We start from the raw sequence: 25,102 nt of genomic DNA, 5'->3' as shown, positions 1-25,102 counted from the left end.
ACGCTTGTCTTGGCACTATGCTCGCAACACTGTAATAGCCATTGAGGCTGAGTTACATAAAACCATAGAAAGGACAAACAGATGAATAAAATGACTCTTACCGTTTTCGCAATGGCACTTTCATTCACGACTATAGCCAGCCAAGCAGGCTTTCAACCTACAACGGGTGAACCTCAAATACAGGGTGGCTTCCAAGGGCCGAGCGTAAGACAAGTGATTCATGATGTGGTGAGCGCGCTCAATGCCAGTGATGACGCCCAAATTGAGTTAACGGGCCATATCATTTCTTTCATTGGACACGATGATTATATTTTCCGTGACGCTACGGGTGATATTAAGGTCGAAATTGATGATGATTTATGGCGCGGCAACACAGTAACACCTGAGACTCAGGTCATTATTCGTGGTGAAGTGGATAAAAATTGGTCTGAAGTGACCATAGATGCAGACAACATTCAAATCGTACAATAAATTGATTTAGTTAAAGCCAGCCAATGAATGGCTGGCTTTGGTCACATCCAAACTTCATGTCTTAAATACGCTTAGATAGCAGCCAAAACAACTTCAGCTTTACTGGCTTCAAAAGCCTTTGGCTCTTCAACATTCAGCAGAGTCACTACGCCGTTATCTATGATCATGGCGTAACGTTGTGAACGCACGCCACCAAAACCAGCTGTATCCATTTCTAAGCCTAACGCTTTAGTAAAGCTAGCATCGCCATCGGCTAACATCATCAATTCAGAAGCATTTTGCGCTTCGCCCCAGGCTTTCATCACGAAGGCATCATTCACTGATACACAGGCAATCAAATCCACGCCTTTCGCTTTAAATTGATCGGCTAATACCACATAACCAGGTAAATGCGCTTCAGAACAGGTCGGAGTAAAAGCACCGGGTACAGCAAACAATACCACTTTTTTACCAGCAAACAGTTCAGTAACTTGGTGATTAACCATGCCATCTTTCGTCAGTTGGCTTAATGTGGCGGCTGGTAATGTTTGACCTTGAGCAATCATGTTTATCTCCATTGAGTTAAATTAACCTGTCCATACTAGCCCTATTTACCTGAGATAAACACAGAGAGAAATAAGGGTGATTAGGCGCGAGTGCGATTCATCCGCAGCCCGGCACACAAACCGAGGAATAACAGACCCAATACCGATAAACTACCACCACTTTCTTCGACAACTATAACTTCAGGTTCTCGGTCTCGGTCGCTACTTTCCAACGGCAAGGCATACAAACTATCGGTTTCATCGGCACTGATGGTCGCGACAATGTCGCTGTAACCCACTTCATACACATCAATCAACACATCATAGTGATCCGTCGCATAACCCGTGTAGAGCGTAGTCAGCACTTCATAGTCGTCCTGTGTTGAATCGCCATAAATAGTAAACACGTCTGTGGTGTAGTAATGCACCCAAGGGCCGCCATTACGACTGAGATACAGCTCAGCAAATAAGTCGGCTCTATCATTAAGATAGGCGCCGTTTACATCGACGTCGAAGGTCACACTAAAAGTTTGATAAAATCCATCGTAGTCAAAGTCTTCGAACAAACGGCTGCTGGCATCAAAAATCGAAAAGCTGTGATACACAGGGGCGCGGTAGGGATCTTCACTGGTCGCGCTCGAACTCGGTATGCCTTGGCTCGCATGTTTCGCAGTGACTTGCTCACGCGTCATCGGCGAGGCGCCCATTAGTTGCACGCGGTTTGCCGTCGGCGATTTGGCCGATAATACGGGCGCCAAGGATTTAACGGCCGCAGCGGCAGCTTCAGTGACATTTTTTGCTGGCGCCGCTTGTTGTAACAGGGCTAAAGCTTGCTGTTCCTGCTCGGCCGCTTGCTCGCTGTTTTCGGCTTTTTTGGCAATGCCGACACTGGCCGCAGTAAATGGCGTTAAGCTTTGCGATGACTCTAGTTCGCGGGGCTGAGCGCTAACAGCGGAGGACGCTAAAAACAGCGCGGCAATGGCCGTCGCTTTAATGAAATGACCGTTAACTGTGGCTGCCATACCTTGTTTATTGAGTGTGTTCATCTTGAATACCCCATGGATAACCCGTTCAAATTGGAGCCATTAAAGTGCAATGAAGGTGAACATAAGCTGAACATCAACATTTAGTGTTTTTTAACGTAAAAATACGTTCAGCCTTAGTTCATCTGGATTAGCCGACACTAGGGCATATTGAATGCGAGCATAGGAATAGACTCGCTGACAGAGCTTCAGTTCTGTCACGCATAACAAAATGACTACCAAAGTTAATTTTGATGGAATTGTGCCAACCAATTGGCTGATCTCTATGTGTTTGTTAAGGTGATGAGGTATTCTTAGTCGACTCGATAAGTTATCCATCTCATTCATTAACTTAAGATCACCGAACATTGCGGGTACCAGATATGAAACTTGGTTTGACATTGGCCCTAGTCGCTTGCTTATTCGCCTCCTTTGGCAGCATGGCAGGCAATGATAGACAGGATGATCGCACTCAGTCTCGCAGCCAAAATGCGAAGAATGAGCAACGCCGTCTGGCGGTCAATAGCCCAGATCAAGCTGTGGCTATGGTGCAACGCCAATATCAAGGCAAGGTACTGAGCGTGCAATCCAGCGGCTCAGGGTATCGGGTTAAGCTCCTCAATAATGACGGCCAAGTGTTTTCTGTCTCAGTGGATGCCGCATCTGGCCGAGTGTCGAGGAACTAACTATGCGATTGTTATTGGTTGAAGATGATTTAGAACTGCAAGCGAACTTAAAACAACATCTGCTCGACGCCCATTACAGTATCGATGTGGCGAGCGATGGTGAAGAAGGCTTATTTCAAGCACTCGAATACAACTATGATGCGGCGATCATCGATGTCGGTTTGCCTAAACTCGATGGTATCGCGCTTATCCGTAGCGTACGCGAACAGGAACGCGACTTCCCAATCCTGATTTTAACCGCGAGGGACAGTTGGCAAGATAAAGTAGAAGGACTCGACGCCGGTGCCGACGACTACCTGACGAAACCTTTTCATCCCCAAGAACTGGTCGCGCGGCTCAAAGCCCTGATCCGTCGCTCTGCCGGCAAAGCCAGCCCTTTAATTTATAACGGCCCATTTAGCTTGAATACCAGCAGCTTAGAAGTGCGTAAGGGTGAAGAACTGGTTAACCTCAGCGGCTCTGAATACAAGTTATTCGAATTTTTTATGCTGCATCAGGGCGAAGTGAAATCTAAAACCGTATTGACGGAGCACATCTACGATCAGGATTTTGATTTAGATTCAAACGTCATCGAAGTTTTTATTCGCCGGTTACGTAAAAAACTCGATCCTGATAATCAATATAACCTGATTGAAACCCTGCGCGGCCAAGGTTATCGCCTAAAAGCGTTAACGCCCGAGCCCACTGCCGATGAGTAAACGTGCCATTGTGTGGCAAGTATTGAACTCCCTTAAAGCGCGCTTAGTGATTAGCGCGCTATTGTTTATCTTAGTGTTATTACCTTTGATCGGCGTTGCCTTAAACGATGCCTTTACCGAACAAGTTAAAAGCGCGACCAAAAATGAACTCAGCGCCTATGTCTATTCGATACTCGCGGTGACTGAAGTCGAGAATAAACAAATCTCTATCCCAGAATTAGTACTCGAAAATCGTTTTAACCTCATTCAATCAGGGCTGTATGCCATTACGACCACTGAAGATGCCAGCGGCAAACAAACGATCGTGTGGCACTCGCAATCTTTTATGGGCATGGTGCCACCGCCGCATTTTACCATCCCAGCAACGGGTCAAAGTGCCTTTGAGCAAATCGAGCTCGCCGAACAACCCCATTTGATTTATAGCTTTAGCGTCAGTTTTGCCAGTCAAAATCAAAACGTGCCCGTGACGATTCACATCATTAAGGACGAGCGCGAATTTCAGCAGCAAATCGATCAATTTAACCAACAGCTTTGGACTTGGCTGCTGATCCTCATGTTCGTCATGCTGGTGTTCCAACTGAGCTGGCTAGTATGGACGCTGCGGCCATTGGCACGCTTTACCCAAGAATTACATTCCGTCGAGCAAGGTAAGTCTATGCAGCTAAGTAGTCAGTACCCCACTGAACTACAAGCGGTTGCGCGGCAACTCAATATTTTGCTCAATACCGAACAAACCCAGCGCAAACGCTATCGTAATGCCTTGGCCGATCTTGCCCACAGCCTCAAAACACCGCTGGCGGTGATCAAGAGTCAGGCCGACTTAAGCGAAGCCTCCAGCGAGCAAGTGTCGGTGATCAGCCGCATTATTGGCCACCAGCTGAAACGCGCCCAAACGGCAGCGGCAGCCTCGTGGCATTTAGGGATTCGCGTCGATGACGTCGCCGCTAAGTTATTACGCACCTTAGCTAAGATTTATCGTGAGCCGCAAATCAATCTCAGCGGCGAGATGGCAGAAGCAGCAGTATTCAAAGGTGATGAAGCGGATCTCACGGAAATTCTCGGTAACGTGCTCGACAACGCCTGCAAAGCGGCAAAGTCCACAGTTAAATTAACCGTGACCGGCGATGCCTATCAATTGCTGATCTGCATCGAAGATGATGGGCTAGGGATCAGTGAAGCACTGCAAAATCAAATCTTTGAACGCGGTATTCGCGCCGATTCCTATCTTCAGGGTAATGGTATTGGGCTTGCGATCGTGCGCGATTTAGTCGACAGCTATAACGGCAGAATTTCAGTCTCACGTTCAGAAACCTTGGGCGGCGCCAAGTTCAGCATCAGCTTTATGCACTCAATTTAATGATTTAGTTTCAATACCATAGATTTAAATTCCCACCTAAATTGCGGTTAAAAATTACTTTTTAACCGCAAAATGCTTTCAGCTTATGTTCATATTCAAACACCTATGATGCCCATAACATCCTCGAACAGGATTATTGGAGCAAACCATGAACAGACAACATCGATGGAATTGGCTAGTGTTAACGGCGGCATTAGTGGCCTTGCCTTTCACTACCACAGCCCAAGCTGCGGGCGTATCTGTGAGCCAAGGCTCGAGCGCTGCGGCAAGCCAAGCCGAACTCGAACAAATGCTGGCGCCTATTGCCCTGTATCCCGATAGCTTATTGACCCACATACTTATTGCCTCAACTTATCCACTCGAAATCGTGCAGGCACAACGTTGGTTAACCCAGCGCCCCAAATCATCGGTCGATCAACTGATGTCGAAGGCCGAAGATCAAGATTGGGACCCGAGCGTCAAAGCTTTACTGGCCTTTCCGACGCTGCTGCAAAAAATGAGTGAAGATCTCGACTGGACTCAAAGACTCGGTGAAGCCTTCTTAGAAGATGAAGGCCAAGTGATGAACAGCATTCAATCCCTAAGGCAGCAGGCTGATAAAGCGAACAGCTTAGCAGACATGGATAACATGGCGATCACCCGCGCCAACAATCAGATCATCATAGAACCCGTTAAGCGAGAAATCGTCTACGTGCCCTATTACGATCCGCGTGTGGTTTATGGCACATGGCGCTGGGGTGTGGCTTATCCACCGGTTTATTGGGAATTTGGCGGCTATGCTGGCTATCCCTATCGTCCAAGCCATAATCATTTCTACTGGTCACCTGGCATCCATATTTCCTTTAATTACTTCTTCAGTTCATTCCACTGGCACAACCATAAAGTGGTCGTGATCGACTATCGCCATTCACACCGCTATCGTCCACGTGAAAGATACACTGTCAGCTATGGTGCCCAGCCTTGGAAACATAAACCCGAACATAGACGCGGCGTGAGTTACCACAACCCCGTCGTGAAGCAACGCTATTACAACGAAAATAAGTATCGCGGTAGAGATTCATACTCTAGCGGCAGCAAGCAACACTTCAATAGCCAATATTCGAAGTCAAAAGAACGCCAAGATACCCATAGCAATCAGGGTAATATGAGTAATCAGGGTTATAAGAGTCGTGACAATAAGGACTATCACAACGCCAGCCGTGAACGTGATAACCGCGCACCGAGTTATCAAAAAACGCAGGCCGAGTTAAAGGAACGTCGCACCGCGGCTATGGTACAAACGCCGACTCACAAGGATCGTAATGACATGCAATCGAGACCCGTGCAGTCAAAGCCAATACCATCGAGGGAGCCGCAGCAAAGGCAATACCAAAATCGTGAATCGCAGCCGCGTAATGTCGATCAACAAAGGACGCAGCCACAAAGGCAAGAAAATCCAAGGACTGCGACCCCAAGAGTTGAAACGCCACGACCTGAGATAAGACGCGCAGAACCGCAACGTATTGAACAACCAAGGCAAGCGGCGCCGAGACAACGCGAAGACGTAAGAGTGAGACAAAGTGAGCCACGCCAAAATGCGCAAACCGCTCGCTCGGTAGAACATAACCAAGGCCGCTCAACTCAAAGCCAAGAACGCCGTCATAGGGAATAATCCCACTATGGCCGCAGTAACACAAAGAGCGCAGTTAACTGCGCTCTTTGTGTTTTAATTAGTTGTTAAATGACTTATTTTTAAGCCGCTTAAAACTTTAAGGTCAGGGACTGACCTTCACCCATGCCCTGCCATTCGATACTCAGATCCATAATCTCATTAAGAATATGTTCAAAGTCCGATTGGCTGACGGTTGGAACGGCTAGGTCGCGGCTGTTACAGGCTTGTTCTAACAGATAAATAAAGCCGTCATAGGTTGGCGTTTCGCCCGACCAGAGTAGCGACTGCAAGGTCTCAACTATGGATTCGGTTTGCCACACCTCCGTTTTATCAGCGATGGCGCGAGAGGTTTCATTATGCTCTAAGGTAAAGCTGATATCGGCGCCAGCTCTGACCTGCGAAAAGAAAGCCCCTTGAATATGCAGACGTTTTTCAACCACATAATGAATCATATCGTGGGGAGCAATGCCCTGTTCTGGCATTTGGGTTTGGGTCGCACTACCGTCCATGCGCACGCAGCGCAACTGACCATAACGCTGGGTTCCTTTGGTGAAGATGACTTGCATAAAACCATCCTTAGTATTTCGATTAACGCATACATAATGCGAACTCAAGTATAGTCCAACTCTGCGCCAGCATTAGAAAAACAACAATACTCTGCCGTTATAAATTACGCTGGATAAAGCGGAAACACTCTTCTGCCGCTAAGGGTTTACTAAAGTAAAACCCTTGCACTAAGTCGCACCCCATGCTCGACAATAATACCAATTGCGCCTCGTTTTCAACCCCTTCGGCCACCACAGTTAACCCCAACTCATGGGACATAGAAATGGTCGCAGCACTGATAGCAGCATCGTTCGGGTCGCTCTCAATATCCTTCACAAAAGAGCGGTCGAGCTTCAATCTGTCTAAGGGCAAGAGTTTCAAATAGGATAACGAGGAATAACCCGTACCGAAATCATCAATCGCAAGTTCGATACCATGCTGGCGCAATTCCGCTAACAGGCGCGCATTCTGCTCAGGATATTGCATTGCCACACTCTCGGTGATTTCGAGCTCCAATGCACCTTTGCCTAACTTATGCTTTAAAAGCACATTGGTGATATCGGCGACAATGCTATCTTTGCGGAGTTGATGTGCCGACAGATTCACCGCCATTCGCAGCTCGGTCGCACCCGCAGCGCGCCAAGCGGCAAGCTGCGCCATCGCGGTTTCTAACACCCATTGGCCGATAGGAATGATCATGTCGATCTCTTCAGCAATGGGGATAAAGCGGTCTGGCGCTACCATGCCAAATTCGGGATGTTGCCAGCGCACTAAGGCTTCGACACTGACCACTTGCCCAGTACGGATATCAATTTGTGGCTGATAATGTAGTCGTAATTCATCGTTAGCGAGCACTTGCCTGAGGCCAGTTTCAATTTGCTGGCGCTCAGTGATCAAGGTATTCATCGCCGCAGTAAAGAATTGATAGTTATTGCGCCCCGCAGCCTTGGCGCGGTACATGGCCATATCGGCGTTTTTCATCAAGGCTTCAACACTGTCGCCATCGGTCGGGAACAAACTGATGCCTATACTCGGCGATGAATGTAATGCTTGATTATTAATGATATAGGTTTGACTCAAACCACTGCGCAGCGCCTCGGCTAAACTGGCCACCTCATCATGGTTCGTATCAGATAAGGCAACCACAAACTCATCGCCACCCAGACGCGCCACAGTGTCAGTATCACCAACGATGTTTTTCAAACGACGCGCAACTTCTAACAACAGTTGATCGCCCACATGATGGCCCAAGGTGTCGTTGATATTTTTAAAGTGGTCCATGTCAATAAACATCACAGCAATTTGGCTGTCGGATGCCAGCGCCTCCCTGAATACCACTTCGAGGCGCGACTGCAAGCTGAGTCGATTAGGCAGTAGCGTCAAAGAATCATGGTGGGCGAGGAAATGAATCCGTTCCTCACTGACTTTACGCTCGCTGATATCGGTAAAGCTGCCGATGTAATGGCTCACCGCACCTGCGTCATCGCGCACCACAGACATCATCAACCATTTAGGGAAATCGTAACCATGCTTATGCCTGTCCCAAACTTCACCTTGCCAGAAACCTGTTTGTTCTAGGGCAGCACGCACTTGAGGATCGATACCTTTGTCGGTACGCTCGGCCTCTAAAAAGCGGCAGTTTTTACCAATGATTTCTTCTCGGGAATAACCGGTTATCTGAGAAAACGCACTATTCACATCCACAATAATGTCGTTGGCATCCATGATAGTGATGCCTTCACCACTCTGCTGGAACACCTGCGCCAATAGATTTACCCGCGCAACGGTGCGCTCCTGCTCGGTAATATCTTCAACGATAAAGAGAATAAGCTGTTCACCATCGGCACCTGTGACTAACGCACCATTAAGGCGCACTGCCACTAACTGGCCATTCTTATGAACATAATGCTTCTGATAGGGGCCATAACGACGCGTTTGCTTTAGGCGCTCTAATTGCTCAGTTTCACTTAATTGATAACGCTTTGGCGTGAGATCCCAAGGGTCGAGCTGATTTAACTCATCGAGTGAGTAACCCGTCATGGCTTCGAATGCGGGGTTAATCGCCACAAACTGACCATCATCTAAACGTTTAAGCACATGCCCTACAGGCGCCTTATCAAACAAGTTACGATATCTTTGCTCGCTTTGTACCAAGGTGGCCTGAAAAGCCTGACGGCGGGCAATTTCCTTCGACAAGGCCATGGTTTTTTCAGTCACTTTCTCGGCAATACGTTGGCGCTCGCCGGAGGAAACCAGCGTCATACCACCCACAACAGCACAGGTGATAAAGGCGAGGAGCAGCATAAGTAGCGATAAGCTAAAAGTATCGCCCATCAGCACAGCATAGGATTGATAAATCACTATGTGCCAATGCCGATCCGCTAGCATCAGGTTTGCTTGAAAATACTGGCCGGTTTTATCGCTAAATAACTTGCTGCTAAACGCGGGAAACGACTTCTGGGTATTGCTATAAAGCAATGCACCGCCCGCACTCATGTCGGAGAGTTTCCACTGCAATCCCTTTACGCTCTCAACATCATTAATAATGCTTTGCAAATCAATCACAGCTGAACAAAATCCTGAGATTTTACCCAGCCGATCGAACGAGGGCGCTAGAAGTAAGGTGCCACCTGGGCCATTGGGATCTTGTGCTAATTGGATCTTCGCCGTCATCACAGGCACTAAGGTCGCGCGCACTTTAGCAATGGCAGCGGCTCGTATTGGTTCACTATTGAGATCTAATCCCAATGCCGCTTCATTACCTATGAGTGGCTGAATGTACATCACAGGCACTAACCAGCCATCGGTATTAGTTTGCCAGCCTTGAGGCCGCGTGACTTTATAAGGGCCGCCAATGGCTGAGCGGGTCGATGCCTCAAAACTGGGCAGATCGGCAGCCGCCACTAACGGCGACCAAGACCAAGCTCTAAAGCCATCTTGCTGCAGCATGTTACGTTTGCCAAACTGCACAAACTCATCCTCAGAAACCTGCTCGCTATTATCGAATAAGCTCGCTAGGGCGACGATTTGCTGCAGGTTAGCCTCTTGAAAACTTTCAATATTGCTAATCACTGCATTGGATTGGATCTGAAACTTATCCTGCAACTGTTGGCGCTGGTTCATATCCGAGTAGTAATAAATCCCCACGCAGAATAAAAAGCCCACCAGCAGGGGAACACCCGTCTGAATGCGGCGAGCACGCCAGATAGCTCGCTTATCAAATAACAACATAGTCAAAGGAATAAAGATCACGGCGCCGAGCAAATCCCCCGTCCACCAATTTATTAAACTCCCCAATAAATCAGATGGTGGAATCGTACCGTTGATCACTAAGGCACTGTTGCCAAAAACGGTCGCCACAATACAAGTTAAGGCTAAGCTCAAGCAGGATTTAATGACGGTATTAGGATTATCTAAGGTGAATAAATGATCGACTCGCCCAAGAACATGGGCAGAAAGCACAGCCTGTATGCAAGACCCAATCGAGATAGCAAAGGGTAACCAGCCCCAATGGATATGCCCGCCAATATTGATGTTGATCAGCAGGGAACCAATAAACACGCCAACCCAAGGGACATACTCTTTCCACAGGATACAGGCAGCAATGGCAATCCCTGCGGCAGGCCAAATGGCAGCTGAATATCCTGGTGGCAACGCAATCATCAAGCCTAATTTACCTACAATGATGTAAGCTAAGGCGATGAAAATGTTTACCTTAAGGTATGGGGTAATTGACTTTATGTGTAATCCTTTAAACTGCCATAGTTACAATATTCAGAATCATAATGCCCTACTCGTTAACGCAATCTCAAGTAGATATCTGGGCAGTGATAAAATCACAGTCTAATAATCGTTTTACCTAATGTAAATAGCGTAAATGACTGACACAATAATTGTTTTAACTTGATGTTTTTATTTGAGATGCCCATCTCAAATCCGCTTAACCAAACTTAACTCGCATCAAAAATCAGCATGCAAAAATGTTCGGCGAGCAAGGGTAAACAGCAGTGTCATTCGTATGCGATAAAAGCGACTGTTGGCTAAAACCCACATGCTTATGATGGCATTAATCCACGCCATACCGTCGCCAACACATCAACTTTAGCCAAAACGAATAAATGAAGCGCCTCACACATTTTTATTTTATGAGAATCAAATCAGTTAAATTTCGGTTAATTTTGTAAATTTATTGATTTTATTTGGTTTTAATTAAGGTTTTTTTAACGCTTAAGCCCTTTTACCGCGGGGATCCGCTTTCATTCAATAGCCGCTTCTTGGTATCCTCCTGCCGCATAAAAAAGTTGCATGCTGAATATTTTTTGTTCTGCCAACTGACTCCCTTTCCCGTTCAACCGGACCCGTTAATTGAAATTAGCTCTTAGCCAATTCATTGCTGAAAGATTGAACCTAACTATTCGGCTTTCAACCTTTAGCATGACAAATCTAACCCTGTTTTTCGGGTTATTGTTTGTGCTGCCTATTGCTGACGTTTTATCCGTGTTGATCGGCGGTTGTATCGATATTAGTGAATTAATCAGCCTCAGCAATGGCTTTTTAGTCGAGTTTATCGGCGCCAGTCTGCTCAGTCTATTATTGCTCAACCCCCTCGTTATTCTGCAGTTATGGCATTTAATCGACTGCTGCTTCAAATTTTTCAATCATCTCGATTTAACTAACGCTTCACTTTTTTTAGCACCCCCAAGGCTAAAATCCCTCGAACATACCGCCCACGGTTGTCGCGCTCCGCCATTTTAACACTCTGTTTTTAAATTCAAATTAAGCATTAAGCGCTGAAAGCGGATCTTCGATTTCGTCGGGATGGCGGCACATTTTGTGTCATGCCTCTTGGGTCTCAGGATTTGCGCTCAGATAACGCCGCTTAGTGCGACTGCCGGTTCACGCTTGGCAGAGTTGTAAACCTTAGGGTTAGAGGAATCTTCCTTTGTTAATTCGAAAATTAAGTAAAGCGGCAATCGCGGCAGTAGCATTCATGCTCGCGGGTTGTGATGGCGGTGTGTTGGACCCTAAGGGCCAAATCGGTATCGATGAAAAACACCTGATTATCGTCGCCACCCTACTCATGCTCATTGTTGTTATCCCTGTGATTGCCATGACATTGTACTTCGCGTGGAAATATCGCGATGGCCGTGATCAGGAAATCTATGCGCCTAAATGGGCACACTCAACAGCGATTGAAACCGTAGTGTGGATAGTGCCGATTGTGATCGTAATAGTGCTCGGTGTGATCACTTGGGGTTCGACCCATGATCTTGATCCATACAAACCTTTAGATCACGAAGCTAAACCCGTCACGGTTGAAGTGGTGTCGCTGGACTGGAAATGGTTATTCATTTACCCAGAACAAGGCGTGGCATCGGTCAATGAGTTGGCGTTCCCTGCCAATGTGCCAGTGAACTTTAAGATTACCTCTGACACTGCGATGAACTCCTTCTTCATCCCTCAGTTAGGCAGCCAGATTTATTCTATGGCGGGCATGACCACTAAATTGCATTTAATCGCTAACGAGCCAGGCACCTTCGACGGTATCTCGGCTAACTACAGCGGCGCCGGATTTGCGGGCATGAAGTTTAAAGCGATTGCCACTCAGACACCTGCCGACTTCGAGGCATGGGTTGCCAAGTTAAAACAACAGGGCAAGACATTGGACTCAGCGGCCTACGCCACACTGGCTAAACCGAGTGAATACAATCCGGTTGAATACTTTGGCTCAGTGAGCAAAGGGATGTTTGACCAAATCGTGATGCAATACATGCACATGGACTCACATGACGGCATGAAAGGTCACGAAGGAATGGACATGCACGCAGGCATGGAACCTATGGGCACTGAGCACACATCTGACATGGCAGACATGAAAGGTATGCACGACATGGCACATATGGCAGGCGAGCACGCGATGGAAAATACACAGAACATGGCCGACATGGATAGCTCAACACCTTCTGTACCGTCATCAACACAGGACTCATCCACAGAACCTTTATCCTTAGAGCACTCATCCACTCAACAAGTGGAGGCGGAGTAATCATGTCATTTCTCGGTAAATTAAGCTTAGATGCGATTCCGTATCACGAGCCTATCATCATGGTGACCTTAGCGGTCGTCGCAGTGGTAGGTTTGTATATCGCAGCCTTGATCACTAAACACAAAAAATGGAGCGTACTTTGGAACGACTGGTTAACCTCAGTTGACCATAAACGCCTCGGTATCATGTACATAGTGTTAGCTTTGGTGATGCTCATTCGTGGCTTCTCCGATGCCATTATGATGCGTACCCAGCAAGCACTCGCCACCAACGGCGCCGCAGGTTATCTGCCGCCTGAACATTACGACCAAATCTTCACCGCCCACGGCGTGATCATGATTATCTTTATGGCGATGCCATTTATGATAGGTCTGATGAACTTAGTGTTGCCGCTGCAAATTGGTGCTCGCGACGTTGCCTTCCCATTCTTGAACAACCTCAGCTTCTGGCTTACCGCCTCTGGCGCTGTGTTGATCAATATTTCATTGGGTTTAGGTGAATTTGCTAAAACAGGTTGGGTGGCGTATCCACCCCTCTCAGAGCTGGCTTACAGTCCGGGGGTTGGGGTCGATTACTATATCTGGGCACTGCAGATTTCGGGCATAGGGACGACCTTAACCGGGGTGAACTTTATCGCCACCGTACTGAAGATGCGTGCCCCAGGCATGAAGCTGATGCAAATGCCAATCTTCACTTGGACTTGTACGTGGGCGAACATATTGATCGTCGCGTCATTCCCAATCTTAACCGCTGTGTTAGCCCTGCTGACACTCGACCGTTACATGGACTTCCACTTCTTCACCAATGACGGTGGCGGTAACGCCATGATGTATATCAACCTGTTTTGGGCGTGGGGACATCCTGAAGTTTACATCCTGATTTTGCCTGCTTTTGGTATTTTCTCCGATGTGATCTCAACCTTTACCTCTAAACGTCTGTTCGGTTACACCTCTATGGTGTGGGCGAGTGGTGCGATTTCAATTCTAGGTTTCATCGTTTGGTTACACCACTTCTTCACCATGGGCTCAAGTGCCAACGTCAACGCCTTCTTCGGGGTGATGACTATGGTGATTGCGGTTCCAACCGGGGTAAAACTGTTTAACTGGTTGTTCACTATCTACCGTGGCCGCCTACGTTTAACGGTACCTGTGTTGTGGACACTAGGCTTTATGGTGACTTTCACCATAGGCGGTATGACAGGTGTGTTATTAGCCTTACCGGGTGCCGACTACGTCCTACATAACAGTTTGTTTTTAATCGCGCATTTCCATAACACTATTATTGGTGGTGCGGTATTTGGTTACTTAGCAGGCTTTGCTTACTGGTTCCCTAAAGCGACAGGTTTCCACTTGAATGAGCGTTTAGGTAAAGCGTCATTCTGGTGCTGGCAAATCGGTTTCTACGTAGCCTTTATGCCGCTGTACGTACTGGGCTTTATGGGTATGACGCGCCGTATCAACCACATTGATAACCCAGCGTGGAACGTGTGGATCTACTTAGCCGCCGTGGGTGCTTGTATCATCATGGTCGGTATCATTCTGCAGTTTATCCAACTGTATGTGAGTATCCGTGACCGCGACCAAAACCGCGACACCACGGGCGATCCATGGAATGGTCATACTTTAGAGTGGTCAACCGCTTCTCCACCACAGTTCTATAACTTCGCTAAGCTGCCACAGGTTGCTGATATCGATGCTTTTACCGATGCGAAAGAAAAAGGCGTGGCTTATCAACGTCAAAAACACTACCAAGCTATCCATATGCCGAAAAATACCCCAAGCGGTATCTTAATGGCGCTGGGGATCACTGCCGCTGGTTTTGCCGCTATTTGGCACATCCTGTGGTTAGCCATTGTGGGCTTAGTGGGCGCTTTCGTGGTGTTCCTGTTCCGTGCTTATAACAATGACGTCGACTATTACGTGCAACCCGATGAAGTGGCTCGCATTGAAAATGCCCACTTAAACAATGTAGTAAGGGGCTGATATGAGTATTGCAATCCCAGCAGATTTAGAAGTAGCTCACGCAGAAGATCACCACGAACACCATGACACCAGTGGCAACACTCTGTTTGGTTTTTGGATTTACCTGATGACCGACTGCATTTTGTTTGCCTCGGTTTTCGCAACCTATGCCGTGCTCTACATGAACACGGACGGTGGCGTTTCGGGTAAAGACATTTTCGAATTGGACTTTGTGCTGATTGAAACTGCCGCCCTGCTCGTTAGTAGTATTACCTATGGCATGGCGTTGATTTTTGCTAAGCGCCACAACAAAGCCGCGACCTTGGCTTGGTTACTCGTCACCTTCGCCCTCGGTTGTGTGTTTATCGGGATGGAAGTCTATGAATTCCATCACCTGATTGAACACGGCAATGGCCCACAGCGTAGCGCTTTCCTGTCGTCCTTCTTCACCCTGGTCGGTATGCACGGCTTGCACGTGACCGCAGGTCTGATTTGGATGGCGATAATGATGATTGAAGTGGCGAAAACTGGTTTAGGTAATCGCAGCATCACCCGCCTGAGCTGCTTAAGCTTGTTCTGGCATTTCCTCGACATAGTGTGGATTTGTGTATTCACGGTCGTGTATTTATTGGGAGCACTTTAATGAGCGCACATAGTCATACTGATAAGCCTAGCCATGGCACTGACGATCTGGCCGCGAGCATTAAGTCATATCTAATGGGCTTTGTGCTGTCAGTGGTATTAACCGCCATTCCGTTTTGGGCGGTAATGACCCATCACTTCGAGAAAGCGACCACCCTTAGCTTAGTGCTAGTAATGGCGATAGTGCAGATAGTGGTACATCTTAAGTACTTCTTGCACTTAGATTTCTCGAAAGAAGGCAAAGTGAACACCTTCTCCTTCCTGTTTACCGCCCTGATTATTGTCATGGTAGTAGGCTTGTCGGTGTGGATCATACTCGAAGCCAACGCTTTGATGATGTAACGAGAAACAGTCTATGCAAATACAAGACAGATTTATGTCACCGCAATGGAAAGCACGCTTCAAAGGGTATGTGCAGGTTACTAAGCCTGGCATCATTTTCGGGAATCTGATTTCCGTTGCTGGCGGTTTTTTATTAGCCGCCAAAGGCGACGTAAATCTGGTCTTGATGCTGGCGAGCTTAGTGGGATTGTCCTTGGTCGTAGCCTCGGGTTGCGCAATCAATAACTGTATTGACCGTGATATCGACGCCAAGATGCAGCGAACCAGCAAACGCGTGACCGTCACGGGCGAAATTGCCGTGGGTAACGTACTCGCGTTTGGACTCGCCTTAGGCGTGTTGGGCTTTAGCATCTTAGCCTTGTTTACCAATGCATTAGCCCTGCTATTTGCCGTTATTGGTTACATAGTCTATGTGGGGGTTTATAGCCTCTACATGAAACGTAACTCTGTGTATGGCACTTTGGTTGGCAGCTTCTCGGGCGCAGTACCGCCCGTGGTTGGCTATTGCAGCGTGACAGGGCAAATGGACATAGGTGCAGCTATTTTGCTGTTGATGTTCAGTCTATGGCAGATGCCACATTCTTACGCCATCGCGATTTTCCGTTTTAATGACTATGCGGCCGCCAATATTCCTGTGCTGCCAGTGGCAGAAGGCATGACCAAAGCAAAACTGCATATCGTGCTTTATATTGCCGTGTTCGCCTTAGTCAGTGCACTGTTGCCACTCGCGGGTTACACAGGTATCGCCTTTATGGCGGTCACCTGTGCCACCAGCCTGTGGTGGCTTGCCATGGCATTAAAAGGTTATCGCCACGGCGTCGACATGCAACGCTGGGCTCGCCAAGTGTTTGGGTTTTCAATTATTACCATCACAGCACTCAGTGTAACCATGGCGCTGGATTTTCAAGCGGTCAGTCAAACCCCACTGTTTACCTTAGTGCGATAAACATAACCTTTATTCAAAAACAAAAGCGCTAACCTAGGTTAGCGCTTTTTTATTAAGCACAACTATATAGTCGTAGTAAGCTAACTGGGCAGAATTGCCTCAATAAAGCTAAATACGACTTTTCGCAGATTTATGACCAAGTAATACGGCAAGCCAACCAACAATTGCAGCCGTCAAACCGATAGCAAATACGGTATAAGCAATAATGCAATAGTGCGCCATATTCATCCCTAATAATGACCAATCATCCTCACCACATCCCCCTGTTGGCGCAAACTCGAAAGGCAACCATTTATCTAATGGTAAACCAAGCGGGAATCGCGGTTCAGTAGAGCAAGCAGAGCCTGCTGCAGAGCCAGCTTCAGCAAAAAAGTCCATTGACTCATCTACAACCAGATGTGCGGCATCATGAATATGCATGAGCTTAATAGACCAATCCATACCTTGAGCGACCGCATACACCGCTAGCACAACACCGATCGCTTTCAGAATATGGTTTCTAGGGTTGATTAAGATAATCGCGCCAGCAATTACAATACAACATTGGCTGAATCGGATATAAACGCATAATTCACAGGGAGCCATGCCGAGAAAGACCTGAAAATATCCCATAGCTGACAAAAGTAGAAATACTGCAGCGAAAAGCATCACTGCCCACAACACTCGACCTTCCTGCCAACGAGCTAACGTAGGAACTGGAGCTTGTGTGAAATCTTTAATGAGTGAATTAAATACCGTCATTAATTCCTCCTTATTTCGCCACTAACTCAGCAACTAATTCATCAAGCATTTGCATACTACGAATAGACTTTGTATTGATGAGATACTTACCATTAACCACAATGGCTGGAATACCTTGGATTTTAGCCACAGCAACGCCTTGATCCCACTTGGTTAGTAATGCTTTCACTTCTGGTGAGTTTTTCGCAGTATCGAAGGCAGCTTTATCTAAGTTGGCAGCCTTTAAGCCGAAATCAATTGCTTCATCTGCCGTAGTAAAATGGATTTTGTCATCGTGATAGTGCTTATAAAAAGCCATTTTAGCGGCTTTATATGCTTCTTCTGATTGAGTTTTTGCATAGGCAAGTACTAGCGCTTTCTCAGCACCAAATGGCGGTTTAGTCGTGATATGGTAAGCATCAAAAGTGACACCTTTAGGCAGGTTATTAACCATGCCAGGTGTCACTGATTTATCGTATTTGTAGCAGAATGGGCAGTTTACGGAATACACCTTTACCACTTGGTTTGGTGCATTAAAGCTGGCATCGCCTAACAACTGATAATGTTCACCTTCGCTAAATTTAGCCGCAGAAACTGAGCAGGATAATAACATAGCGCCTAAGACAACAAGACTTTTCTTCAACATAATAAACTCCAGTTAAACGGTGGCTCTACGCCACCGTCCTTAATAAGATTAACGGTTAAACATTTTCTCAGGGTGAACAACGGTTGAACGATAACCAGGCTCGTGCTTTGTCAGGGTTTTCACTTTAATTTCAACTTTGATTTCATTGGTTTTAGGATCCACTTCGGTAATCCAATGTTCAGGAGCCTTATCCCCCTCCAATAAACCTGCTGAAGCTGATGCCATAAACATGGTCTTATGATCGGGTTGCCATTCAGTAATAGACGTGATTGGGCTATACCATTCATAACCGCGGTCTTTACCGTATTCCCACGTTTGTTGAACGGTCATCTTCTTCATATCAACTTTGTATTCAACACCACGAGAATACTTCATTGATGGCATTGCAGGCTGTTCTAAACCACGACCATCACCGTTGTCGAACACTGTTACTGTGCCACGGTCAACAACAGGCCATGCCGTGTGTTGTGTCCAAGTCCAGTCAAAGTCGCCTTCACAACCCTTGGCATCACATTTCAGAGGATTGTTTTTCGCATCGACAGGTTTTAGCACCTTACTGGCAAGCTCTTTTTTCCAACCTTCTGGAGTGCCTAAAATCCACTTAACTTGGTCATCACGGCCAATTTTGATTACTGCAGATTGATGTCGAGAACTGATGATAATGCTATCGTCAACTGGATCGTATCCGATGGAGTTAACGTGTAACCAGTTACGACCTGTACCAACACCAGCAACATCACCGTAAGGTTCATTTGCTAATTGTTCGGAGGTCATTGTTTGACCATTCTTAGACATGTCGACGTTTAGACAAACCGCCCCCATGTCTAATGATTTCAGAACGGTGTCGCGCATTGGATCAAGAATTTTGTTAAAATCCCAAACTTTAACTACATCACCGTTTTGATCCACTTCAATCACATGGTCACGAACGGTATCAACCCTCAACCCTTCGGGAGTCACATAGTCACGTTTACCAACGCGCAATAAAAGATTGCCATTGGGCATTTCGGTAACTTCGTGGGAGAAGCCATTGAAGCCACGCGGTAATTCACGTTTGAAAATTGGCTTACCAATAAAGTCATACTTGGCATAGTAAGGCGTTAAGAACCCTTGGTTCATTTCAAACATCAACCCTTGACCAAATACCAATTTGCCATCGCGGGTTTGTTTGAAACCCATAGACCCACCTGGACGATCGTAAATAACATCACTATTCATATGCCAACGTACATCACCATTGGTATCGATGATATTTTGTGTTGGGATCCAGTCCCAGTGATCTCGAATATTCGGTGGAATTACTTGGCCATCTACGAGGTAGAAGCGGTCTTCAAAACCCATAGCAACTTTTAATGGCTCATATTCATATTGAGTACGATCTGCACCATCAATATGTAAATGTGGCAACGCGCTCGTGCGGATTTTATATTCTTCATTAACACGTTTTCCAGCCATCATATAACTGACTTTAACTAAGTTAAGGTGGTCTTGATACATACCAAATACAGGAATACCATTATGCGTATCAAGCTGACCTTTCCCTACGGGATACTTAATATCAATTCCCTTTTTACCCTTACCTTTTACAGTAACAGCTACATCAGAAATTGATTTTCCACCCAAATCAATAACGGCAACCAATGGACTAAATTTGTATGGGTCTACATACACATGGCCTAATTGTCCTTGAACAACCGCAGTTGAACTTGTTCCAGGTAAATCGCCACCAGCTAATGCCTGAGTTGAAACACCCGCTAATGATACTGCTGATGACATCAGCATTAAATAACATAACTTTTTCAGTTTCATATTTGTCACCATAGAATTAAAGTTTGTATTGCACAGAATAAAAAATAGCGTCTTGATACCCTTGTTTACCTAAATTATTTTCTGCATAACGATAACTTAGATTTAAACTCAAATTTTCAGTAAAACTCCAATTAACAGAAAACTGACCGTTAAAACCAAAATCTTTACCATCACCGGCCATAATCAAGTATTCATCATCACGAGCAAAATAATGTTCTTGCCACCAACTTAATTTAAAGTTCTGATCGAAAACATTGAGGTTTTTACTCAACATTACGTAAAAATAACCACCATTAAAACCACCTTCAAAGTCCTTATCAAAAGCTTGATAAGTGGCATCGACATAATGACCGGCTAAAGCAACCTGTAGATAATAATCATCGATATCTTTATCCCAGCTAATACCTAATAAAGTGTTTGTTTCTCCCCACTTAGGTTTGCTTTTATCAAATACTTGACCATATAAATTCCAATCGCTATCTCCCAGATTAATTTGGCCGATTAAATTAATCTCAGTCCCATACATAGCATTGTCATCAGGATCTTCAAATGTCACATGACCATATAAATCGCCATATTCATTAGCTGTAAAACCTTTAACCTTAACAAATGGATTATTATCCTTGGCCTCACCAAAATAATCAGATGCTTTGGATTGCCAATCCATTACACCAGCCTCGACAGCTAACATTGCTGACTGTGAAGACGCTGAAAACAAAGCTGGAAAAAGTAATAAACAAGATAATATTTTTTTCATGTTACCCCCTATTCGACATAAACAATTATTCATTTTGAAAAGGGTTATTTTTTGACGTCGGTCACACAAAAAATAACATAATCTTTTTTGTTTAAAAATTTGAAACAAAATCATCATAAAATAAAAATTTATTTTAACGAGCTAACGATCACAATTTTTAAACCGAGAAAAGAAAAGAAACACATAAACAATTATGATTAAAAAAATTTAATAATAGAGTATTAATGGCATGGACAAGCTAGAACATGCAAAGATTCGGGAGGTTATTTTGGACAGAGCAGAGGCCATCATAGCAAAAAAAGGAGTTATATCCTTAAAGATTTCAGACTTCACTAAAGGCCTAGGCATATCTACAACTTTGTTTTACAGTCTTTTCCAAACGAAAGAGGATATTTTAGTAGCACTTACAACTAGAGCTTTTAATCAGACACTTACAATGCGATGGTGGATTAACTTTAACGATAATAGTGGACTTGAAAAATTTATTGCTTATATTTTAGAAGAGATAAAATTTACAGAAGAACACTCACTCCATAGTGCAATTTCAACCATTTCTTGTAATAGGTTAATATTTAAAAATGCTAATTCAGTTCACTTGAAAGAATTAAATCACTTAGCAAGAGAATATTGGGAAACGCCTATTCAACTTCTTATTCAAGCAAGAGAACAACAGGAAATTCAGGCAACAGACGAACAAATTAACCAGCTTTGCCATCTTTTATGCACCTATCTTAGAGGCAGAGAAATGATAAACAACACTTATACTGGCAAGGAATACTCTGAAGAGTTACGCTTTGATAATGCACGCTTTATTACACAATTACTAAAAGAATTATGCCCTAACCACAGTATCAAGCCTCAAACTCTTCGAAATGCCCAAGAATTACGTAGAAAACTTGTTGGCTATAGATCTAATATTTCAGTGTCATGATTTCATTGCCGATTTTATATAGACATCGAAGCGGTTTTTCTTCGTTTCGATAATCATACTGGGCTTAACGCCAGCGAGGTCTTCGGCATAATCGGGGCGCTTCACCACTACACGCTTACTGGCTAGGGCCATGGCGGGGGCGAGCAAACCATCGGCGTCTAAATCGGCGCCAACTAAAGATTGGAATACACGCATTTCCTTTTTAACGAGGGCCGATTTATCGCGGTGGGGATACATAGGGTCGAGGTACACCACATCCACCTCTAGTGCCAATTTCGATAGGGCTTCGAGGCTCGAACCATGAAACAGGCGCATCCGCTCACGCATCCAATCGCCGATTTCAGCATCTTGATAGGCGCGGCGCAGGCCGTCTTCAAGCAATGCCGCAACCACAGGATGACGTTCAACCATAGTTACAGTGCAACCAAGGCTTGCGAGCACAAACGCATCACGCCCTAAACCCGCAGTGCCATCAACCACACTCGGTGTAACCCCTTGCTTTAATCCCACGGCTTTAGCGATGGATTGGCCACGACCACCACCAAACTTACGTCTATGGGCGACGGCGCCAGTCACAAAGTCCACCACTATGCCATCGAGCTTAGGCTCATCGCGTTTATGCAGTGATAAAGTATCTGATTCAAAACGCAATTCGAAGGTCGCATTCGCATCGTAGACGAGTTGCCAACGTGCACAAATATCCACAAGTGTTGGGTATTGCTGATTGAAAAAAATCGGGGTCACAGGCTGTCTTCTAACCAACGAAAATGATGGCCATTATGCCTAAAAATCTGGTTTGTGAATATGCCAGTCAGCAAATCGCATCACCAAACTCATCACTATCTTAGTCAATTTGTCGCAGTGCACCCTTAAAGATTCAAACAAGCATCACACTGTAATCCACTGATTTATAAAGATAGTAATCTATTTGTATAACAATTAAGTGATTTATGTTATATGTTATATCCCCAGTCAACCTGCGTGACTTCCGTATGGGATAAGGACTCTTTTTGCTTCAATGGCTGAAAGGTTTTTTGTTTATTAGGGATCAAGACTTTTTAAATCCTGATAGAACAATATTAAAAACCAGCTTATTGCGGATTATTCTGCTCAGTGGCGCGATGTTGACCGCTAGCATAGTGCTGCATAGCTCTTTAATTGCGTATCAGTTAAACCTCGCTTTCATTATCAGCATTACGGTCAGTTTTTTAACCGTACTCTTCTTAACTTTATGGTTTACCCGCAAATATTTACTCGCCAGCTCAATTAGCCTGCTGGCTATGGTCATTGCCGCCTGTATTTCTATACTCTTGTTTGTCCCAGACTTTAACTTATCGCAGGCGGGGATTACCTTCTTATATACCTTGCCCTTAATGGCGCTTTTTCTATTTGGCAGAAAAGTAGCCGTTATCATGATGTTTTTTAATGTATTGCCTTTTTTACTGCTGCTGCGTAACCAAAATATTCCCCCGATTATTGATATTGATATCAGTCTGCCTGCGACCCACGCTTATCTGAATGGCTTACTGTTTGTCTTTTTTAATATTTGCATTCCCTTGTCAGCGATGCGCCTGCTAAAAACCCAGAAAGTCCATGCGCAGCAAATGATCCAGCATCAAAATGATCTGCAACGTACCTTAGATCAATATGCTGAAATCTTTGAAAATAATGGTACCGCTTCCTTCTTCTGTAATGAGGAAGGCGTGATTCTCAACCTGAATAATGCAGCCAAAGAAATCGCCGGAGAGGTCACGCTAAACCGCACTCGCCTATGTGACATTTTTGAACTTACTGAAGATACCAGCACAAACTTACTGGCAGCAGCGTTTCCTACCCATTTAAAGAACAATAACAGTATTAAATATCTGCTGCAGAAAGCCTCATTAGAGCACCATGACACTTTGTTGTTTCACTGCCACGATGTCACAGAACAGGCAAACCATGCGATTGAACTAAGCCGACTTAAAAAGCACCATATCAGCACACATTTCTATGATTTAGTGACCGGATTACCCAACGAGAATCACTGGTATAACCCAGCCCCAAGTACGATCCATTTGGATATGACAGTCGCCTTAGTCAAAATTGATAATCTGAGTCAAATCAATGCGGCATTCGGTATCAGCGTCGGGGATGCCATCCTAAAAGCCTTTGCGACCGAACTCAAAAATCGCTTTGGGCATCACGCAAAAATATACCGGTTTAGGGGAGCCTCGTTTGCGCTTGAGTTTACCAGCCTGCCGCTGATCTCCCCCGAAAACCTCGCGCTACAATTACGCGAGCGTATTCCAACAAACCTGCAGCTCAAACATGAACAACAGATTGAATATCATCTCGAGTGCCGAGTCGGTTGCAGTTCAGGTAATAAAGCCTCACCGCAGCAAGCCGCTGAGCAATGTTTAATTGCCATTAAACAAACCACCCAAGCTAGCCCAGTAATGGTGTATTACATTGGTTTGATTAATAACCTTCTCGAAGCCTCATCGCAGAAAGCTAAAATTCGCGACGCATTGAAACACAATCGTCTGGAAATGTGGCTACAGCCTAAAGTAAGGGCGGATGGCCACATTATTAGCTTTGAAGCGCTGGCAAGAATGTTCGATGAAGACGGCACTATGATCATGCCGAACACGTTTATCCCCATCATAGAGTCATCCCAATTACAGGCGATTTTTGCGATAAAAGTCTTCAGGCAATTACTACAACTGATCCGTTCTTGGCCGAAAAATGTGCCTCTGGTCAGGATAGCCTTCAACTTATCTGGGCAAGATATTTTGTCGGATCGCTTCTTTAAGGTGTTGATCCAAACTTATATGAATCACCCCGAACTCATCCCATTATTAGAAATTGAAATCACGGAAACCTCAGTATTTTCAACCCATAAAGAAACGGGCCAACGCCTAAACACCTTAGCTCGCATGGGAGTATCTATCGCCATTGACGATTTTGGCACTGGCCATGCGTCATTAAGCCAACTCATCGATATCAGTGCCGACACGATAAAAATCGATCGCTGCTTTGTCAGTCAAATGGGCATTAGTGAACGCCATACCCAAATTGTTAACGCCGCCATCCTGTTAGCCAATAGCTTAAAACTCAACGTCATTGCCGAAGGTATCGAAACCGAAGCCCAGTTATTGCAACTCACAGCGTTAGGATGTGAACAATTTCAAGGCTATCTATTTGGCAAACCCGCACCTGCGAATCTATGGCTGAAAACCTTTCAAATGCAAACCCCCACACACTGGTTTGCTAATAAACAGAGCGCCAACTGAGGCATTAAATTTACGCCTACAAGCATCGCAGGTATAATTAGCGACTGGCATTTGCCTCTCTTTGCTTTGTTT

At 45.5% G+C, this 25,102-nt stretch carries 22 protein-coding genes; 13 read left to right on the top strand and 9 right to left on the bottom strand.

Annotated elements, in window-relative coordinates:
* Nucleotides 1-81: 81 nt before the first annotated feature.
* The gene (locus Q4Q46_RS05690; RefSeq protein ID WP_311905465.1) at nucleotides 82-471 is read left to right on the top strand and encodes a YgiW/YdeI family stress tolerance OB fold protein; all 390 of its coding nucleotides are present in this window, start codon (nucleotides 82-84) and stop codon (nucleotides 469-471) included.
* Between the two features lie 71 nt (nucleotides 472-542).
* Here the strand turns inward: Q4Q46_RS05690 and Q4Q46_RS05685 are convergent, their stop codons facing one another.
* Nucleotides 543-1,016, bottom strand: a complete 474-nt coding sequence (locus Q4Q46_RS05685; protein ID WP_311905464.1) for a peroxiredoxin — start codon at nucleotides 1,014-1,016, stop codon at nucleotides 543-545.
* Between the two features lie 80 nt (nucleotides 1,017-1,096).
* Nucleotides 1,097-2,041, bottom strand: a complete 945-nt coding sequence (locus Q4Q46_RS05680) for a choice-of-anchor H family protein (protein ID WP_311905463.1) — start codon at nucleotides 2,039-2,041, stop codon at nucleotides 1,097-1,099.
* 359 nt (nucleotides 2,042-2,400) lie between these two features.
* Between Q4Q46_RS05680 and Q4Q46_RS05675 the strand changes: the two genes are divergently transcribed.
* The 4 genes from Q4Q46_RS05675 (at nucleotide 2,401) to Q4Q46_RS05660 (ending at nucleotide 6,409) form a co-directional block, all read left to right on the top strand.
* A complete protein-coding gene (locus Q4Q46_RS05675; RefSeq protein WP_311905462.1) occupies nucleotides 2,401-2,703 on the top strand; it encodes a PepSY domain-containing protein in 303 nt (100 codons plus the stop codon).
* Between the two features lie 2 nt (nucleotides 2,704-2,705).
* Nucleotides 2,706-3,401 (top strand): response regulator transcription factor, encoded by a 696-nt coding sequence (locus tag Q4Q46_RS05670; protein WP_006079500.1) that lies wholly within the window; start codon nucleotides 2,706-2,708, stop codon nucleotides 3,399-3,401.
* On the top strand, nucleotides 3,394-4,758 hold the full coding sequence (locus Q4Q46_RS05665) for an ATP-binding protein (RefSeq protein ID WP_311905461.1): 1,365 nt from the start codon (nucleotides 3,394-3,396) through the stop codon (nucleotides 4,756-4,758). Before Q4Q46_RS05670 ends, Q4Q46_RS05665 begins: the two co-directional genes overlap by 8 nt.
* A 148-nt stretch (nucleotides 4,759-4,906) precedes the next feature.
* Nucleotides 4,907-6,409, top strand: coding sequence for a DUF3300 domain-containing protein (locus Q4Q46_RS05660; protein ID WP_311905460.1), 1,503 nt, complete (start codon nucleotides 4,907-4,909; stop codon nucleotides 6,407-6,409).
* An 89-nt stretch (nucleotides 6,410-6,498) separates the two neighbouring features.
* On the opposite strand, the gene Q4Q46_RS05655 is transcribed toward Q4Q46_RS05660, so the two are convergent.
* Nucleotides 6,499-6,975 (bottom strand): cytoplasmic protein, encoded by a 477-nt coding sequence (locus Q4Q46_RS05655; protein ID WP_311905459.1) that lies wholly within the window; start codon nucleotides 6,973-6,975, stop codon nucleotides 6,499-6,501.
* A gap of 97 nt (nucleotides 6,976-7,072) precedes the next feature.
* Nucleotides 7,073-10,696 carry a bifunctional diguanylate cyclase/phosphodiesterase gene (locus Q4Q46_RS05650; protein ID WP_311905527.1) on the bottom strand — a complete coding sequence of 1,208 codons (3,624 nt, stop codon included), beginning with the start codon at nucleotides 10,694-10,696 and terminating at the stop codon, nucleotides 7,073-7,075.
* A gap of 624 nt (nucleotides 10,697-11,320) precedes the next feature.
* On the opposite strand from Q4Q46_RS05650, the gene Q4Q46_RS05645 reads away from it, so the two are divergent.
* The 6 genes from Q4Q46_RS05645 (at nucleotide 11,321) to cyoE (ending at nucleotide 16,892) form a co-directional block, all read left to right on the top strand.
* On the top strand, nucleotides 11,321-11,710 hold the full coding sequence (locus tag Q4Q46_RS05645; RefSeq protein WP_311905458.1) for a hypothetical protein: 390 nt from the start codon (nucleotides 11,321-11,323) through the stop codon (nucleotides 11,708-11,710).
* Nucleotides 11,711-11,897: 187 nt separating this feature from the next.
* The gene (gene cyoA, locus Q4Q46_RS05640) at nucleotides 11,898-13,001 is read left to right on the top strand and encodes a ubiquinol oxidase subunit II (RefSeq protein ID WP_311905457.1); all 1,104 of its coding nucleotides are present in this window, start codon (nucleotides 11,898-11,900) and stop codon (nucleotides 12,999-13,001) included.
* A 2-nt stretch (nucleotides 13,002-13,003) separates the two neighbouring features.
* The gene (cyoB, locus tag Q4Q46_RS05635; RefSeq protein ID WP_006079491.1) at nucleotides 13,004-14,983 is read left to right on the top strand and encodes a cytochrome o ubiquinol oxidase subunit I; all 1,980 of its coding nucleotides are present in this window, start codon (nucleotides 13,004-13,006) and stop codon (nucleotides 14,981-14,983) included.
* Nucleotide 14,984: 1 nt separating this feature from the next.
* Nucleotides 14,985-15,605 carry a cytochrome o ubiquinol oxidase subunit III gene (gene cyoC / locus Q4Q46_RS05630; protein ID WP_006079490.1) on the top strand — a complete coding sequence of 207 codons (621 nt, stop codon included), beginning with the start codon at nucleotides 14,985-14,987 and terminating at the stop codon, nucleotides 15,603-15,605.
* Nucleotides 15,605-15,946: a cytochrome o ubiquinol oxidase subunit IV gene (cyoD, locus tag Q4Q46_RS05625; RefSeq protein WP_011787512.1), complete on the top strand. Its 342-nt coding sequence runs from the start codon at nucleotides 15,605-15,607 to the stop codon at nucleotides 15,944-15,946. Before cyoC ends, cyoD begins: the two co-directional genes overlap by 1 nt.
* Before the next feature lie 13 nt (nucleotides 15,947-15,959).
* Nucleotides 15,960-16,892 carry a heme o synthase gene (cyoE, locus tag Q4Q46_RS05620; RefSeq protein ID WP_311905456.1) on the top strand — a complete coding sequence of 311 codons (933 nt, stop codon included), beginning with the start codon at nucleotides 15,960-15,962 and terminating at the stop codon, nucleotides 16,890-16,892.
* 108 nt (nucleotides 16,893-17,000) lie between these two features.
* On the opposite strand, the gene Q4Q46_RS05615 is transcribed toward cyoE, so the two are convergent.
* The 4 genes from Q4Q46_RS05615 to Q4Q46_RS05600 are packed head-to-tail and all read right to left on the bottom strand — an operon-like array spanning nucleotide 17,001 to nucleotide 20,824.
* Nucleotides 17,001-17,633, bottom strand: coding sequence for a disulfide bond formation protein B (locus Q4Q46_RS05615; protein WP_311905455.1), 633 nt, complete (start codon nucleotides 17,631-17,633; stop codon nucleotides 17,001-17,003).
* A 10-nt stretch (nucleotides 17,634-17,643) separates the two neighbouring features.
* Nucleotides 17,644-18,258 carry a thiol:disulfide interchange protein DsbA/DsbL gene (locus Q4Q46_RS05610; protein WP_311905454.1) on the bottom strand — a complete coding sequence of 205 codons (615 nt, stop codon included), beginning with the start codon at nucleotides 18,256-18,258 and terminating at the stop codon, nucleotides 17,644-17,646.
* Nucleotides 18,259-18,306: 48 nt separating this feature from the next.
* Nucleotides 18,307-20,067 carry an aryl-sulfate sulfotransferase gene (locus Q4Q46_RS05605; protein ID WP_311905453.1) on the bottom strand — a complete coding sequence of 587 codons (1,761 nt, stop codon included), beginning with the start codon at nucleotides 20,065-20,067 and terminating at the stop codon, nucleotides 18,307-18,309.
* 16 nt (nucleotides 20,068-20,083) lie between these two features.
* Nucleotides 20,084-20,824: an outer membrane protein OmpK gene (locus Q4Q46_RS05600; protein ID WP_311905452.1), complete on the bottom strand. Its 741-nt coding sequence runs from the start codon at nucleotides 20,822-20,824 to the stop codon at nucleotides 20,084-20,086.
* Nucleotides 20,825-21,053: 229 nt separating this feature from the next.
* Here Q4Q46_RS05600 and Q4Q46_RS05595 point away from each other — a divergent pair, with 229 nt between their 5' ends.
* A complete protein-coding gene (locus Q4Q46_RS05595) occupies nucleotides 21,054-21,755 on the top strand; it encodes a TetR/AcrR family transcriptional regulator (protein WP_311905451.1) in 702 nt (233 codons plus the stop codon).
* Here the strand turns inward: Q4Q46_RS05595 and Q4Q46_RS05590 are convergent.
* Nucleotides 21,750-22,499 carry a class I SAM-dependent methyltransferase gene (locus Q4Q46_RS05590; protein ID WP_311905450.1) on the bottom strand — a complete coding sequence of 250 codons (750 nt, stop codon included), beginning with the start codon at nucleotides 22,497-22,499 and terminating at the stop codon, nucleotides 21,750-21,752. The genes Q4Q46_RS05595 and Q4Q46_RS05590 overlap by 6 nt on opposite strands.
* Nucleotides 22,500-22,765: 266 nt before the next feature.
* Between Q4Q46_RS05590 and Q4Q46_RS05585 the strand changes: the two genes are divergently transcribed.
* Complete coding sequence (locus tag Q4Q46_RS05585) at nucleotides 22,766-25,030, top strand: GGDEF domain-containing phosphodiesterase (protein WP_311905449.1); 2,265 nt, start codon at nucleotides 22,766-22,768, stop codon at nucleotides 25,028-25,030.
* The last annotated feature ends 72 nt before the right edge of the window (nucleotides 25,031-25,102 follow it).

Source organism: Shewanella vaxholmensis (assembly GCF_031932135.1).
In the GTDB taxonomy this organism is placed as follows: domain Bacteria; phylum Pseudomonadota; class Gammaproteobacteria; order Enterobacterales; family Shewanellaceae; genus Shewanella; species Shewanella hafniensis.
The sequence above is the reverse complement of the archived record's forward strand: the minus strand, read 5'-3'. Positions and strand labels throughout refer to the sequence as shown.